Annotated in this window: 13 protein-coding genes and 1 pseudogene; 4 read left to right on the forward strand and 10 right to left on the reverse strand. The window is 74.1% G+C overall.

Annotated features, from left to right (window positions below; all coding sequences use genetic code 11):
• Positions 1-2: 2 nt before the first annotated feature.
• The 4 genes from QRN89_RS18530 to ribA all read right to left on the reverse strand — a co-directional run bounded on the left by QRN89_RS18530 (position 3) and on the right by ribA (position 3936).
• Positions 3-2117: an MMPL family transporter gene (locus QRN89_RS18530; protein WP_290350536.1), complete on the reverse strand. Its 2115-nt coding sequence runs from the start codon at positions 2115-2117 to the stop codon at positions 3-5.
• A 340-nt stretch (positions 2118-2457) separates the two neighbouring features.
• Positions 2458-2715 carry a hypothetical protein gene (locus tag QRN89_RS18535; protein ID WP_290350537.1) on the reverse strand — a complete coding sequence of 86 codons (258 nt, stop codon included), beginning with the start codon at positions 2713-2715 and terminating at the stop codon, positions 2458-2460.
• Positions 2712-3068, reverse strand: coding sequence for an ArsR/SmtB family transcription factor (locus QRN89_RS18540; RefSeq protein ID WP_290350538.1), 357 nt, complete (start codon positions 3066-3068; stop codon positions 2712-2714). Before QRN89_RS18540 ends, QRN89_RS18535 begins: the two co-directional genes overlap by 4 nt.
• Before the next feature lie 196 nt (positions 3069-3264).
• Positions 3265-3936 (reverse strand): GTP cyclohydrolase II, encoded by a 672-nt coding sequence (gene ribA, locus QRN89_RS18545; protein ID WP_290350539.1) that lies wholly within the window; start codon positions 3934-3936, stop codon positions 3265-3267.
• Between the two features lie 137 nt (positions 3937-4073).
• On the opposite strand from ribA, the gene QRN89_RS18550 reads away from it, so the two are divergent.
• Both QRN89_RS18550 and QRN89_RS18555 read left to right on the forward strand, forming a co-directional pair.
• Positions 4074-4847 (forward strand): creatininase family protein, encoded by a 774-nt coding sequence (locus QRN89_RS18550; RefSeq protein ID WP_290353764.1) that lies wholly within the window; start codon positions 4074-4076, stop codon positions 4845-4847.
• Positions 4844-5782, forward strand: coding sequence for a RibD family protein (locus tag QRN89_RS18555; RefSeq protein ID WP_290350540.1), 939 nt, complete (start codon positions 4844-4846; stop codon positions 5780-5782). Before QRN89_RS18550 ends, QRN89_RS18555 begins: the two co-directional genes overlap by 4 nt.
• Here the strand turns inward: QRN89_RS18555 and QRN89_RS18560 are convergent.
• The 5 genes and pseudogenes from QRN89_RS18560 to QRN89_RS18580 form a co-directional block, all read right to left on the reverse strand.
• Positions 5672-6628, reverse strand: a pseudogene (locus QRN89_RS18560) (lysylphosphatidylglycerol synthase transmembrane domain-containing protein); the annotation flags it as partial. The gene QRN89_RS18555 and the pseudogene QRN89_RS18560 sit on opposite strands and share 111 nt — an antisense overlap.
• A gap of 26 nt (positions 6629-6654) precedes the next feature.
• Entirely contained in the window at positions 6655-7608 is a 954-nt protein-coding gene (locus tag QRN89_RS18565; protein ID WP_290350541.1) for a methyltransferase domain-containing protein, read from the reverse strand.
• Positions 7605-8798 (reverse strand): glycosyltransferase family 4 protein, encoded by a 1194-nt coding sequence (locus QRN89_RS18570; RefSeq protein ID WP_390701210.1) that lies wholly within the window; start codon positions 8796-8798, stop codon positions 7605-7607. The genes QRN89_RS18565 and QRN89_RS18570 overlap by 4 nt, the downstream gene beginning before the upstream one ends.
• A complete protein-coding gene (locus tag QRN89_RS18575; RefSeq protein WP_290350542.1) occupies positions 8795-9193 on the reverse strand; it encodes a 6-pyruvoyl trahydropterin synthase family protein in 399 nt (132 codons plus the stop codon). The genes QRN89_RS18570 and QRN89_RS18575 overlap by 4 nt, the downstream gene beginning before the upstream one ends.
• Positions 9194-9575: 382 nt before the next feature.
• Positions 9576-10556, reverse strand: a complete 981-nt coding sequence (locus QRN89_RS18580) for a zinc-dependent alcohol dehydrogenase (protein ID WP_290350543.1) — start codon at positions 10554-10556, stop codon at positions 9576-9578.
• A 115-nt stretch (positions 10557-10671) separates the two neighbouring features.
• Here QRN89_RS18580 and QRN89_RS18585 point away from each other — a divergent pair, with 115 nt between their 5' ends.
• Positions 10672-11463: a CDP-alcohol phosphatidyltransferase family protein gene (locus QRN89_RS18585; RefSeq protein WP_290353766.1), complete on the forward strand. Its 792-nt coding sequence runs from the start codon at positions 10672-10674 to the stop codon at positions 11461-11463.
• Positions 11464-12001: 538 nt separating this feature from the next.
• Here the strand turns inward: QRN89_RS18585 and QRN89_RS18590 are convergent.
• On the reverse strand, positions 12002-14191 hold the full coding sequence (locus tag QRN89_RS18590) for a sulfatase (RefSeq protein ID WP_290350544.1): 2190 nt from the start codon (positions 14189-14191) through the stop codon (positions 12002-12004).
• 468 nt (positions 14192-14659) lie between these two features.
• Between QRN89_RS18590 and QRN89_RS18595 the strand changes: the two genes are divergently transcribed.
• Positions 14660-15403 (forward strand): histidine phosphatase family protein, encoded by a 744-nt coding sequence (locus QRN89_RS18595; RefSeq protein ID WP_290350545.1) that lies wholly within the window; start codon positions 14660-14662, stop codon positions 15401-15403.
• Positions 15404-15582 lie beyond the last annotated feature (179 nt).

The raw sequence follows: 15582 nt of genomic DNA on the forward strand, positions 1-15582 counted from the left end.
GGTCAGGCGGGCGCGTGCTCCCGGTCCCCGCTCGGCCGGGGCAGGCCCTCCGGCCGGCCGAGGCCCCGGAAGAGACGGCCCGGCCACCAGAACCGGCGCCCGAGGTCCAGGGCGAGGGCGGGCACCAGGACCGTACGGACCAGAAGGGTGTCGAGGAGGACGCCGATGCCGACGAGCACTCCCATCTGGGCCATGGTCACCAGGGGCAGTCCCGCGAAGACCGCGAAGGTCGCGGCGAGCACCGCACCGGCCGAGGTGATGACGCCTCCGGTGCTGGTCAGACCCTCCAGCACGCCCGGGACGTGCCCGAGGCGCCCGGTCTCCTCCCGCACCCGGTGCATGAGGAAGATGTTGTAGTCGATGCCGAGCGCCACCAGGAAGACGAAGCCCGTCAGCGGGATCGACCAGTCGACCCCGGCGTGCCCGAGGACGTGCTCGAAGAGCAGGTTCGAGGCGCCGAGAGCGGCGAAGTAGGAGAGCACGACCGTACCGAGCAGCAGCAGCGGCCCGACCAGCGACCGCAGCAGCCAGACGAGGACGAGCAGGACGACGGCGAGGACGGCGGGGATCACCGTGCGCAGGTCGCGGGCGGCCGCGCGCTGGGTGTCCAGGGTCTGGGCCGTGGTCCCGCCGACCAGGGTGACGGAGCCGTCGTGGCCCCGGTCGGCGGAGTGCACGGCGGCGCGCAGCCGGTCGACGGTGTCCTTGGCGGCACCGCTGTCGGGGGCGTCCTCCAGCACCACGGAGAGCGCGGCGAGTTCACCGTCCGGAGTGCGGTCGCCGTCCTCCACCCGGGCGACGCCCGGCACCTCGGACGCGACGGCCCGGACCTCGGCGGCCCGATCCGCCGCCACGACGATCCTGGCCGGGTCGGAGGCGCCCGACGGGTAGTGGGCGGAGATCCGTTCCTGGGCGACCACCGACTCCGGCTTGTCCTGGAACATCTCGGACTGCTGCAGGCCCATGTTCATCCCGGTCGCGCTGAGCGCCAGCACGCAGGTGACGGCGGCGGCCATCAGCCAGGACCAGCGGGGGTGCCGGGCGACCGCCGCGCCGACGCGGGACCAGACCGTGTGCGCCTTGCGGGCGGGGGTGCGGTACCGGGGCACGAACGGCCAGAACACCCAGCGGCCCGCGATCACCAGCAGCGCCGGCAGGACCGTGACCATGGCGAGGAAGCCGCACACCACCCCGACCGCGCCGACGAGTCCCATCGACCGGGAGGAGTTGATGTCGGCGAGGGCGAGGCAGGCGAGCCCGACCGCGACGGTGCCGGCGGAGGCCAGGACGGCGGGGCCGGAGCGCCGCAGCGCGACCGCCATCGCCGTGTGCCGGTCCTCGTGGCGGTGGAGCTCCTCCCGGTAGCGGGCGATCAGCAGCAGCGCGTAGTCCGTGCCGACGCCGAAGACGAGCACCATGAGGACGCCGGCGCTCTGCGGGTCGACGGGCAGGTGCGCGTACCGGGCCAGCAGATACGTGCCGACCTGGGTGAGCACGGCCGCGAAGCCGACGGCCAGCAGCGGGAACAGCCACAGCACCGGGCTGCGGTAGGTGACCAGCAGCAGAACGGCCACCACGAGAGCGGTGGCGATCATCAGGGTGGAGTCGAGGCTGTCGAAGACGGCGACCTGGTCCGTCAGTGAACCGGCCGGGCCGCCGACCGCCGCTTCCACGCCCGGCGGGGCGCCCTCGCCGGCGATCCGGCGCATCTCGTCGAGGGTGCCGGTCAGTCCGTCCTCCTCGGTGGAGAGCGGGACCACGGTCATCAGCGCCTCGCCGTCGTCTGACGGGAGTGGCGGGGCGACCTGCTCGCCGTCGGCCGCGAAGCCGGCGAAGACGGCCCGGTCGGCGTCGGCCTTCGCCCGCGCGCCGTCACCGGTGTAGACGACGACGGCCGGCATGACCGTGTCGTCACGGAACCTCTCCAGCTCCGTGTTGACCCGCGCGGACTCGGCACCGCGCGGAAGGAAGGCGTTGGCGCCGGTGTCCTCGACCTCGCCCAGCCTGCCCGCGAGCGGGCCGAGGGCGACGGCGAGCAGCAGCCAGACCGCGAGGACGAGCCATTTCGTGCGGCGGCCCCCTGGGGCGGTGGCCACGCGCGTGAGCAGCGCGTTCATGAGTAGTCTCCTGGGGGTGGAGTTCGGGGCGCACGGGACCCGCACCGCGGCGTGAAGGTTGCCGACCTGCCGCGGAGTCACGGGTGCCGTGGGCCTGGGACGTTGTGCTCCATGGGCACGGCCGGGAGTTGCAGCTCCCGGCCGTGCCGTTCGTCGTGATGTGACCGGGCCGATCGCCGTGGTGCGCGGGGCCCGTCGTCGTGGTGTGACCGGGCCGATCGCCGTGGTGCGCGGGGCCCGTCGTCGTGGTGCGACCGGGCCGATCGCCGTGGTGCGCGGGGCCCGTCGTCGTGGTGCGACCGGGCCGATCGCCGTGGTGCGCCGGGTCGGCGGGTGCGCGCTACTCGATGGAGCGCATCATCTTCTCCATCGAGGCGATCGAGGTGCGGGCCTGCGTCAGCTCCTCCAGCGTGCGCCGGTGCAGCTCGACGTTGTCCTCCAGCAGCTCGGCGTACCTGGCCGCGAGCCGCTTGTACTGCTCCTCGCGGGCGGCGAGCATCCTGGCCCGCCAGGTCGCGGCGACCTGCCACACGACCACCATCAGGAAGAGGAAGACACCGCCGGCACCGACCGCTCCGGCCCAGTCCGTTGAGTTCATTTCGCCGTCTCCTTCACGGTCTCTTTCTCCTCCTGGGTGATCGTCGCGGCCGCTCGTGCGACCGCTTCCGGGGTAAGGGCGACGGCGAACGGGGTGACCTCGAAGTACTTCACGGCCTTTCCGTCCGCCGCCTGCTCCAGCGAGCCCGTGACGAGCCCGGCGGCCTCCAGACGCTGCAGGTGCATGTGCAGAAGGGGCCGTCCGATGCCCAGTTCGCGGGCGAGCCTGCTGACGTAGTCGCGGCCGCCCTCGGCGAGCGCCGCGACGATCCGCAGCCGGTGCGGATTGCCGAGCGCCGCGAGGATCCGCAGCAGTTCGTCCCCGGTCGGGTGCGGGGCCGTTCCTCCGGTCATCACGCCCCCTTCTCGGGCTACCTGTCAGACAAAGCTGACACCCCCCGCGGCACCTGTCAAAGAGAACTGACACATCTCAGGGTCGAAGGGGGGAGATCTCAGGGGTGCCTCGGGGTCGGGCCACGCACGAAGGCCCCTCACCGCTGGGTGAGGGGCCTTTCGGGGTGCGGGACGCCGCCCGCCGTGCGGTCCGTGCTCAGGACTGGTCGGCCGTGCGGTCCAGCGGGGGGCGGTCGAGGTGGGGGAGCAGATGGCCCATGCGCTCCCGCTTGGCCCGCAGATAGAAGATGTTCTCCTCGCGGGGCTGCGTCAGCAGCGGTACCTGCTCGCTGACCTCGATGCCGTGCCGCAGCAGCGCGTCGCGCTTGAGCGGGTTGTTCGACATCAGCCGCACCGACCGGACGCCGAGGTCGTGCAGCATGTCCGCCGCCACGCCGTAGTCACGGGAGTCGACCGGGAGGCCGAGCGCGAGATTCGCCTCGACGGTGTCCATGCCCTCCGCCTGGAGCTGCATCGCCTGGAGCTTGGCGAGCAGGCCGATGCCGCGCCCCTCGTGACCCTGGAGGTACACGAGGACACCACGGCCCTCGCTGACGATCGCGCGCAGTGCCGCGGACAGCTGGTCGCCGCACTCGCAGTGGCGTGAGCCGAACGCGTCACCGGTCAGGCACTCCGAATGCAGCCGGGCGAGAACGTCCTCTCCCGTGATGTCGCCGTATACCAGCGCGATTTGTTCGTCACCGCGAATACGATCCAGGTAGCCGATGGCGCGGAAAACACCGTATTTGGTGGACAGTTGGACAGTTGCCATGCGCTCGGTGTTCTTGGCGCGAGCGTCCATGCGGAGAGTGCCATCGCTGTCTGTCATGGCCGGATCCTATCGGGTAGCCTCTGGCGGGAGTTGTCTTCGGTGTGGAGATCTCGACTGACCGGTGTATTAAGCCGGTTCCGATCGGCCGCATCTCATGGAACGCAGAAAGTGCGCGGAAAGAAAGGGGCGGGAACATGACCGACCCGCAGGTACGGCCGCCGGAACCGGGCCTGTTGCCCTTGGACACGACCCGGGACGCGGGCGAGGGGCGGGCGGACGTCGCGGTCCTGCCGATCGGCAGCTTCGAGCAGCACGGCCCGTATCTCCCCCTGGCCACCGACACGTTGATCGCCTGTGCGATCGCCCGGGAGGTCGCCGCCGCGTACCCGGTCCACCGGCTGCCGCCGCTGACGTTCTCCTGCTCGCACGAGCACTCCGCCTGGCCGGGCACCGTCAGCATCTCCGCCACGACGCTCCATGCCGTGGTGCGGGACATCGCCGAATCGCTCCGGCGCTCCGGCGTCCGCAATCTGGTGCTGATCAACGGGCACGGCGGAAACTACGTCCTGCGCAATGTGGTTCAGGAGGCCGTCGGCACCGGCATCCGGATGGCGCTTTTCCCCGGATCGGCCGACTGGAGTGCCGCCCGTGAACGCGCGGGTGTGGAGACCCCGTCCCACAGCGATATGCACGCGGGTGAAGTGGAGACTTCGATTCTGCTGCATGACCATCCCGAACTCGTACGCCCCGGTCATATGACCTCCGATTTCCTTGCCGACGACCGGGAGCATTTGCTCACCCTCGGTCTGCGCCCTTACACGGAGACCGGTGTGGTCGGCCGGCCTTCCCTGGCCTCGGCGGAGAAGGGTAAGGAATTGCTGGCCGCTCTCGTCGATTCCTTCGACGCGTATTTCTCGCTGCTGGCGGCGGAACGTTCCGCCGCCCCGGCCGGGGAGGGGGCCCGATGAGCCGGGGAGGGAGCCCGGCGAACGGCCTTCCCACCGAGCGGCCGGCCGGCGTGCTCGACGCGACCGGCGCCTGGGAGCGCCTGCTGCGCATACGGACCGAGGCGGACGCCGCGGCCGCCGGGCTGCGCCGCGACGCGCACGGGCGGTACAGGTGGACGGACGACGTCTCCGCCGAGGCGCACCTCCTCGCCGAGCGCTACGTGCCGCTCTGCCTGTCGGGCCCGCGCTTCACCTTCGCCCAACTCGGTCAGAGCCTCGACGGATTCATCGCGACCCGCAAGGGCGACGCCGACTACGTCACCGGCCCCGAGGACCGCGAACACCTGCACCGGCTGCGCGCGCTCTCCGACGCGGTGGTCGTCGGCGCCGGGACCGCCGTCGCCGACGACCCCCGGCTGACGGTCCGCGCCTGCCCCGGCCCGCACCCGGTGCGCGTCGTCCTCGACCCGCACGGCCGGGTCCCTGCGACACGGCAGGTGTTCACCGACGGCGCGGCCCCCACCCTGTGGGTGGTCGGTGCCGGCAGCGAGGACGGACGGGTCGCCGCTGACGCCACGGCCGGCACCGGAGTGGACGTACTGGTCCTCCCCGACACCGCGGCGTTCGCCCCCCGCCGACTGGTGCACGAGCTGGCGCGCCGGGGACTCGGCAGGGTGCTCGTCGAGGGCGGGGGCGTGACCGTGTCCCGCTTCCTGCACGAGGGCGCCCTGGACCGGTTGTACGTCACCGTCGCGCCGGTGCTGATCGGCGACGGCGTGCCGGGCCTCGCCTTCCCCGGTCCCGACGTGATGCGGGACGCGCTCCGGCCGCCCGTGCGCCGCGCCTTCCTCGGCGAGGACACCCTCTTCGAACTCGACCTGCGCGCGACGCAGTCCGGCGAACCACTGGACGGCGAGCACGGCGGCACCGGGGAGGGCGGCGGCGAAGGCGAGTAGCCCGTAGGCCACGGCAGTGCTCAGTCCCTGGGCACTGCCCAGGCCGGCGGCGCCGAAGGCCCAGGCGGTGACACCTTCCCGGGGGCCCCAGCCCCCCACGTTCAGCGGCAGGGCCATCGCGAGCAGCGCCAGCACCATCAGGGGCAGCAACTCGGCCGCGGCGGCCGTCGATCCGGCGGCCCGGGCGGCGAGGAGGAACATCGCGAGATGCCCCGCCAGCACCGCGACGGAGGAGACCAGCACTCCGGGACCGTGGCGCCGGCCGAGGAACGCCACCCGCGCCTCGGCCAGCGTGCCGCGGACCGCGCGGCCCCACCGCGAGCCGGCCGTACCGCCCCGCCGCCGTACCGCGACCGCGGCCACCAGGCAGACCGACGCCGCGAGGACCACGGCCGCACCGGGTGTCAGGACGAACTCCCGGAGGACCCCGCCCGCCCGGTCCAGCGGCCGTGACGGATGCGCCACCAGCAGCACGGCACCGACGGCCACCAGGACCGCCTGCCCCGCCACGCGCTCGAGGACGACGGCGCGCACCCCCCGGCCCACGGAGCCTTCGCTCCGCCCGTGCCGCACCGCGCGGTGCACGTCACCGGCCACCCCACCGGGCAGCGCGGCGTTCAGGAACAGGGAGCGGTAGTAGTCGGCGACGGCCGGGCCGAGCGCCAGCCGGATGCCCAGCGCCCGTGCCACCAGGCACCAGCGCCACGCGCTCAGCACCGTCGTGAACAGGCCGATGCCCAGGGCGGCCAGGAGCGTGGGCGCGTCGACACCGCGCAGCCCGTCCACGAACGCGCCGGTGCCCTGCCACCACAGCGTCGCCGCGACCAGTGCCGCCCCGGCGAGCATGCCGAGCCGCCCCCGGACCGCCCTGATCACGAGGCGCCGCCCGTCCGCCCGGGCAGTGCCAGCACATCGCTGTGATGGACGACGACGCTCAACTCGCCTGCCTCGCACGCCTCCAGACGCCGCCGCAGATACGCGTCGGCGCGCGAGGCGAGGTCCGGCCGCTGGTCCCGCGCCGCGCCGACCCAGCCCCGCAGCCACTCCGCCGTCAGCTGCCGCGACAGCCGCTCGTCCGGCGCGTGGCCGTCGACGCCCACGGCGCCGGAGGCCGGCACCGCGTCCGCGGAGGTTCCCGCCGCGGAGCCCAGCCGCCACGGGCTGGTCTGCACCCGCACGGTCATGCCCCGGCGGGCGAACGCGACGGACGCCGCCGCGACCGCGTCGGGCCCGAGCAGCCGGCGGCCGTGCTCCTCACGGCGCTGATGCGCGTTGAAGGCGTCGGTGATCTCGTCGTCCATCGGGTCCGCCGGGGCGAGGTCCACCCGCCCCACCACCGACAGCGCCAGCAGCACCGGGCAGCCGGCGCCGGCGCAGGCCGCGACCAGCCCGTCCAGCTCCTCCCGGGTGAGCAGGTCCAGCAGCGCGGACGCCGTCACCAGCGAGGTGCCCTTGAGCCGTTCCGCCGTCAGACGGGAGACGTCACCGCGCTCCGTGGCGACCGTGACGGGGCTGCCGTCCGCGGCCGTACGGGGCAGCCGGGTGGCGGCCAGTTCGAGCAGCCGGGGGTCGTGGTCGTGCAGGATCCAGTGCTGGCGGCCGCTGAGCCGGGGCGCCAGCCAGCGGCCCATCGAACCCGTGCCGCAGCCCAGGTCCCGGATCACCAGGGGGGCGATCCGCCCGTGCCGGTCGGCCGGCGCCGCGCCGGAACCGGGCAGACGCAGCCGCAGCGGCTCCAGGAGTTCGGGCGCTCGGGCGGCGGCGTCGGCGGCCTCCCGCAGCGCCAGCCACTCCGGCGCGTAACGCGTGACATCGGTCGTACTCACACGGCCTCCAGGGGATTCTGCCGGAGTTGTTCCAGCGCCTTGGCCAGGCTCCGGGAGGTCGACTCCCAGCCGGCCAGTGCGGTGCGCCGCCGTCGCGCGGCCGTCTTCGAGCGGTGCCGCTCGCCGGGCTCGGTGAGCCATCGGCGCAGGGCCGCGGCGAGCGCCGCCGGGTCCCGCGGCGGCACGAGCGTGCCGGGCACGCTGCCGTCGGGCGCCCGCCCGACCGCTTCCGGCAGCCCGCCGACAGCCGTCGCCAGTACGGGGATGCCGCGCGCGAGCGCCTCGGTGGCGACCATCCCGTACGTCTCGGTGTGCGAGGCGAGTACCAGCAGGTCGGCGGCCGCGTAGCTCGCGTTCAGTTCGGGGCCGGACCGGGGGCCGGCGAGGCGCACCCGGCCGTCCAGTCCGTGCTCCGCGATCAGTTCCCGGAGCCGGGCGACATAGTCGGGGTCGTGGCCGGTCCCGCCCACGAGGTCGCACGTCCACGGCAGTCCGGCGACGGACGCCAGGGCCTCGACCAGGAGGTGCTGCCCCTTGCGCGGGGTCACGGAGGCCACGCAGAGCAGCCGGGGGCCCCCACGGTCCCGCGCGGCGCCCGGTCCCGGGAGGGCGGGCGCGCCGGTCGCGGTGCCGGGCGCGAGCGGCGCGACATCCGCACCGGGGAAGGCGACATGGACCCGTTGAGGGTCGAGACCGTGGTGCTCCACGAGCCGTCCCGCCGCCCACCCGCTGGGCGCCACGACCGCCGCCGCCGCCCGCAGCGTGGTGCGTTCCGCGGCGTCCAGCTCCGCGGCCACGGCCGGGGCGAGCCCGGTCTCGTCGCCCAGCGGCAGATGCACCAGCACAGCCAGCCGCAGTCGCTCCGCCTCGGGCACGACGACGTCGGGGACCCCGCACGCGACGAGTCCGTCGAGGAGGACCAGGCTGCCGTCGGCCGACTCGCGGAGCACCCGGGCCAGTTCGGCGCGCGGACCGGCACCGGGCCGCGGCCACCCGCCCGCGACGGCGTGCTCGTGGACCTGCCAGCCGATCCTGGGCAGTTCACGGCACACCCTGCGGTCGTAGACGTTGCCGCCGCTCGGTGCGGCCGGATCGTCCACGCCCCCCGGCATGACGAACCGGACGGTGCGTTCGGGCGCTCCGGCGGCGCCGTGCTCCGGGGGGCGTGTGGTCACGGAGCCCGCTCTCACAGATCCCGCTCGTAACTCGCCCACGCGATGTGCGACTCGTGCAGCGTGACCGAGACGCCGGACAGTCCGCGCGCCCCCTCGCCGAGCGCTCCGGTGTGCACCCGGTCCGCGAGCCGGTCGGCGATGACCTTGGCCAGGAACTCCGTGGAGGTGTTGGTCCCGGCGAACTCGGGCACCTCGTCGAGATTGCGGTAGTTGAACTCCCCGACCACGGAACCCAGTTCGGCGGTGGCGAGGCCGATGTCGACGACGAGATTGTCGGCGTCCAGCTCGGCACGGCGGAAGGTGGCGTCCACGAGGTACGTCGCTCCGTGCAGACGCTGCGCGGGCCCGAAGACCTCGCCGTGGAAGCTGTGAGCGATCATGAGGTGCTCACGGACGGTGACGCTGAACAACGGCTGTGACCTCCCGGTCGTACGGCTCGGCCGCCGGCGGGCGGCCGTGTTCATCAGTACGGCCGGAGAGTACTGCCCGTTCAAAGGCGCAGGTCGTTCGGAATCCCGCCTGGTCCGGGCGTGGCGGGGGGCTGCGCGCCGGGCACCGGACGCGGCACGCGGGGGCCCACCCGGGAGGAGCCGTGCGGGGTCGGTCGGGCGCGGTGACGAAGCGTGGTGCGCGGCGGCTCGGGTGCGGTACCGGGCGCTGTGGGGTGTGAGGTTGGGGCCCGGCGTCGCGGCCTGGTGCGCGGCCGGTCGGCCCTGGTCCAGCGGGCGCGGTGCGCGGCGGGACCGGTCAGGCCGCTCGATGCCGTGGTGTCCCGCGGCCCGGACCGGCCGGCTACTCGGTGTCGTACACCACCCGGTGGCACAGGCCCGGGAGTTCACCCGCGGCGATCCGCGCCATCACCGACGGCAGTTCCTCGAAGGCGCACTCGCCGGTGATCAGCGCGTCGAACACGGGGTCCGCGAGCAGGTCGAGCGAGAGCGCGAGGCGGTCGGCGTAGCTGCGTCGCGAACGCCGTGCCTCCGCGACCCGTCCCACCTGGCTGCCGCGCAGGACCAGCCGGCCGGAGTGGAAGGCCTCGCCCAGCGGCAGGCTGATCCTCCGGTCGCCGTACCAGCTCAGCTCCAGCACCGTGCCCTCCGGCGCGAGCAGTTCCAGCGAGCGGGTCAGACCGGCCTCGGTGGCACTGGCGTGCACCGCCAGGTCGCAGTCGCCGAGGGCCTCCTCCGGAAGGGCGAAGTCGACACCCAGCGCCTCGGCCAGTCCGGCCCGCGAGGGGTCCGCGTCGATCAACTGCACCCGCACGCCCGGGTACCGGGCGAGCAGCGCGGCGACCGAGCCGCCGATCATCCCGGCGCCGACGACCGCGATCCGGTCGCCCACCAGGGGCGCGGCGTCCCACAGGGCGTTGACCGCGGTCTCCACCGTCCCCGCGAGCACCGCCCGTCCGGCGGGCACCGTGTCCGGCACGGGGGTGACCGCACTCGCCGGAACGACGTAACGGCTCTGGTGCGGATGGAGGCAGAACACCGTCCGGCCGAGGAGGCGCCCCGGCCCCTCCTCCACGACGCCGACGCTCAGATAGCCGTACTTGACCGGCCCGGGGAACTCGCCCTCCTGGAAGGGCGCCCGCATCGCCGCGTACTGGCTCTCCGGCACCCCGCCGCGGAAGACGAGGCTCTCCGTGCCGCGGCTCACCCCGGAGCACAGGCTGCGCACGACGACGTCGCCCTCGTCGGGCTCCGCCAGACGAACATTCCGAATCTCGCCCTGACCTGGGGAATTGAGCCAGAAGGCGCGTGCGACGCGCTCCATCCACGACCTCCCGCTGAACACTCCCGCGACGGTTTACGTTCTGAAAATCATGAGACCGCGCACACCGTACGCGGCACTCGTCGACTCTGTCACACGTCCGGAGGGTGGTACCGCGGTGGCCCTGATCGGCACCTACGAGACTCGGCTGCTGCGCCCGGAGACGGCAGCGGGGGCGGGCGCGCAGACGGTCCTGCTGGTCCTGCTGGACGCGGCGGCCGGACTGGGCGCCGCCGGCTGGCTGGCGGGCGCCGCGTTCACGGTCGCGACGTGGGCGCTGCTCACACGTGCCCTGCACCGGTCGTGGCCGCCGAGGCCGTTCGGTCCCGCGAACGCCGTCACGCTGGTCCGGACGACGCTCGTCGGCGGGGTGACCGCGCTCGTCGCGGAGTCCTTCGCGAGCGGACCGCGGACCACCGCCCTCGTCGCGCTGACGGCGGTGGCGCTGGTCCTCGACGCGGTCGACGGCCAGGTCGCGCGGCGCACCGGGACGGAGTCCGCGCTGGGCGCGCGCTTCGACATGGAGGCCGACGCCTTCCTCATCCTCGTGCTCAGCGTCCACGTGGCCGCCTCACTGGGCGCGTGGGTGCTGCTGATCGGCGCGATGCGGTACGTGTTCGTCGCCGCGGCGCAGGCACTGCCGTGGCTGAACGGCCCGCTGCCGCCGAGCATGGCCCGCAAGACCGTGGCGGCGCTCCAGGGCATCGTCCTGCTCGTGGCCGCAGCCGGCCTGCTCCCCGTCGTGGTCGCGTGGTTGCTCGTCCTCGCCGCACTGGCCTCCCTCGTCTGGTCCTTCGGCCGTGACATCAGGGGCCTCTGGTGCGTCAGGGCACGCGACGGCGCCCCTGTCGCGCGCCCGTCCCGGCCCCGTGCCGCGGTGGTACGGGAACGGGCGCACGAGCAGGTCTGACCCGCCGGCCGGGTCGGGGGTGGCGGGCGCGGGGGGCCCGCCACCGGCCCGGCCGGTGCGGCGAAAGGCCCCGGCCGGGGGAAACGGCCGGGGCTTTTCGCATGGCGCGCTGCGAGCGCGGGCCGTCGGGCGCACCAAGGGCCGCGGCCCGGGGCGGGCGGCACGCGGCGCGGTGCGCCGACGCAACCGGAGGGCCGGGTGCGGGCCTTCGGACGGGCGCCGGGGTTGCGGGCGCCGAGGTTGCGTGAGTTGAGGGGGCACGGGGAGCCGAGGCCACGGAGGGGCGAGGCTGCGCGGGACGGGGCGGCACGCGCGGGACGGGGCGCCGGCGTCCGGTCCCGCCTTGAGGCAACGGGGGCTGAGGGCAAGGGAGCCGCGACCGCCCGGAGTCGAGGCCACGGGGACGCCCGGAGTCGAGGCCGCGGGACCGCCCGGGTCGAGGCCGCGAGGACGGGCACCGGCATGCGCGCGGGGACGGGACCGGAGGCTGCCGAGGCCCGTCCGTGCGCGTGCGTGGGTCCGGCCGGCGTCGCGCCTCTCAGCGCCGCGCCGCCGTCGCCGTCCCCGGGCGGTCGCCGTAAGCGGAGAGGAACCGGTCCCGGAAGGCGTCCATGCGCCAGACCGGGGCGTCAGGACCGGGCCTGAGGCCGGGCTGCCAGTCCCAGTCGGAGACCCGCTCCAGCACGGCCGGGTCGCGGGCGAGGATCGAGACGGGCACGTCCCGGCCGAACCTGTCCTCCGTGACCGTGGACACGGGCTGGTGGTCGCCGAGGAACACGAGCACCGTGTTCTCGTCGCCGTACTTCTCCACGTACGTGATGAGGGTCGTCAGCGAGTACTCGATCGCACGCCGGTACTCCGTGCGGACCTGCGCCGGGTCCTTCCAGACCTCCTCGGGGTCCTTGCCCGACTCCTCGATGGCGTCGTAGACGGATCCGTCACCGATCTCGTCCCAGCCGAGCGTCCTCGGTATCGGTGCCCACGGGTTGTGGCTCGACGCGAGGATGATCTCCGCCATCATCGGCCCGCGGCCCGGCTTTCCGTGCTCCAGGCGCTCGAACGCGGACAGGCTGTACTGGTCCGGCACCGGAGTCCAGCTGAACTTCGGCCCCTTGTAGCCCATGGTGCGCGAGTCGTACACGTGGTCGAGACCGTAGAACTTCCCCTCCGGCCAGGACCGGGTGACGCCGGGCATGATGCCGACGGTCCGCCAGGCCCCCGTCTTCCGGAAGGCGCTGGTGAGCGTCATGCGGTCGCCGGACGTGAGGTTGCGGTACCGCTGCTGGTTCTTGATCCACAGGCCCGAGTTGAAGGTGGAGTGCGCCAGCCAGCTCCCGCCGCCGTAGGTGGGGGACGTGAGGAACGCGCTCCGGGAGGACCAGCCGGCCGCGCGCAGCCGGCGGTCCCCGTCCGCGAGCAGCGCGGAGACCCGCGGCGCCATCTCGGGGTCCTGGACCGCGCTGCGCCCGTAGCTCTCGATGAAGGCGAAGATGACGTCCTTGCCGCGCAGTCCGGTGAGCAACCGGTCGGCGGGTACGTCGGCGAAGTCGTCGTCGGCGGACTCCCGGGCGAACTCCTCCTTGTCCCGCAGCCCCGCGCGCACCTGCTGCACCCGGTCCTGGAGGAACTCGGCCGAGCTGCCCGCCGCGACGGGCACGGCCGTGTTCCGCACACCCAGCGCGGCGCACAGGACCCACACCGTCCCGAGCACGAGCGTGCCCCCCGCGGCCGCGGCGCCGTGACGGGCCAGCACGCGGTTCAGCCGTACGGTCGCCCACGCGAGGAGGACGAGCAGCAGGAGCACGAGGACGACGACTCCGACCACGACCGCGATCGCGCCCGCCGGCCCCATGGAGTCCCGGAGGAACGACTGGCCGTCGTCGAGGAGGATCCAGTCGAGCACGAGGTCGAACGGTCGCTTGTAGACCGCGTCGAACCCCATGTCGAGCAGCTTGAGCACGACCATCAGACCCAGCGCCGTCCCGACGACCGCCGGTACCGAGCGCCTCACCCGGCCGGAGCCCACCGGCCCGAGGAGCAGCAGCACGGCGACGCCGCAGATCCCCTCCACCGGTATGCGGAGGAACATCGGCACCGTGAGATGCCCGAGCTTGTTCGGCAGGAGCAGCGCGGCGAGGACGAGCACGGCGGCCAGGGCGGTGGCGCCGTGGCGGACCACGAGGGACGCGCGGGCCCCGACCGGGTTCCGGCCCCGGCGTCCTGTGGCGTCGCTGCCGGGTGCCACAGGACGCTCACCGTCCCGGGCCCTGTCACCGTCCCGGGCGCCGTCCTGGGGTCGGGCCCCGTCACCGTCCCGGGCCCTGTCACCGTCCCGGGCGCCGTCCTGGGGTCGGGCCCCGTCACCGTCCCGGGCCCTGTCACCGTCACCGTCTTGTTCACGGTCACCGTCGGTGAGTGTCCCCGCGGCCGCGGTGCCCTCGGCCCGGGCGCCCCCGTCGTCCTTGCTCGTGACGTCCTGACCCGTCGTGCTTCCGACGTCCTGACCTGCGCTCGCCCGGTGAGCATCCTCTTCCGCAGCGGTTCCGCGGTCCGGCACGCCCTCCGGAGGGCCGTGCCGGGAGCCGTCGGGTGCGAGCCGGGCGCCGGCGTCCGTGCCGGTGTCCGTCCCGGTTTCCGAGGCCGGAGCCGTGGCCTGGGCCGGCAGCCGGCTTGAGCGTGTCCAGAGCGCCACCCGAAGGTCCTTCCGCGCAGGGCCGGTGATCGGCATGACGACACAGGGCCGCCACGCCCGCGACTACCTGTACGGCTCGTCGACGGGTTCAGTTCAAGGGCATCCTGCCCCCGCGGCTCCACCACCCCGCCGACCCATCCCACCGGCCAGTCGGCGGGGGCGGTCCGGACACCTGCCGGATGGTCCGCCCGGGCGGCCGTGGCCGACGCTGGAGCACATGAGGCCCGACGTACAGCAGGCCGCTGCCGTCCGCCGCAGCACCGGCGGCACCGGCAGCACCGGCAGCACCCGCGGACTCCCGCCCGCCCACGCGGCGGACGGTCCGGCCCGTCGGGAGCGTCCTCGTCCGCGCCTCTGCGACACACGGCATGTCCGCGGTCCCCACGGGCCGCGCCCAGGCCGCTCGCGTACCTGCGGCACGCGGCCACACACACCGCCCGCCGGTCAGCCGACCGGCGGCAGGAGTCCGGCGCATCCGCCGGACCCGGAAGGAGGTCGGTCGCCATGACGGTCCGCCTGACGATTCTCTGTGCGGCTGCGGGGGACGGCACCCGAGGCACCCGGAGCACGGTCTTCGGTGACGGGTCCCCGAGCGAGCGCGTCCTGCGGGAAGCGGGCGTGGCCCGGGCGGCCGTGCCCTCGTACCTGCCCTCCCTCCGGGCACCTTCGGCGCGCTGCGCGACCGTGGCCGCCGCCCTCGGACTGGAACCCGCGGTCGAGCCCGTGCTGCGCGACATCGACTACGGCACCTGGCGCGGCCGCACGGTCGAGGAGGTCGCGGCCGACGATCCCCACGGCTTCACGGCCTGGCTGAGGGACCCGGACGCCACGCCCCACGGCGGCGAGTCCGTGCGCCGGCTGTGCCGGCGTACCGCCGACTGGCTGGACGGTCTCCCGCCGGACACCGGCCGCGCCCTGGTGATCGCCGAACCGGCGGCGGTACGGGCCTTGCTCGTGCACGCCCTCTCGGCACCGGCGCGTGCCTTCTGGCGCCTCGACGCCCCGGCCCTGTGCACGATCTCGTTCGCCGCGCGCGACGGCCGCTGGGCCGTCCGGCCCGGCCGGTTCCCGGTCCACTCCCGTCCCGGCCAGGGCGTCTGGGGCGTCTCCGACGTGGGGGACGTCTCCGACCTGGTCCGGCACGTCGGCCCCGCGCGGGCGACGCAAGCGAGGAGCGCCGTACGACGCCGGATGGTCGCGGGGGCCCGTCCCGGCCTCAACCGGAATGACGTGAACGCTGCCGGGTGACCCTGAGAGTCAAGGAATCCCGGGCTTCTGACGTGGAAGCGGAATATCTGTCACTTCCCTCGCCCGGGGACCGACTTGGGGTTACCGTGTTTCACCACATCGTTCACTGAATCTACACAAGGGGGGGCCTTGAGTAGTCCGTACACGATCGGTCCGCAGCCCGGACCGCGGCCGCCGGG

Source organism: Streptomyces sp. HUAS CB01 (assembly GCF_030406905.1).
GTDB classification, from domain to species: Bacteria; Actinomycetota; Actinomycetes; order Streptomycetales; family Streptomycetaceae; genus Streptomyces; species Streptomyces chengbuensis.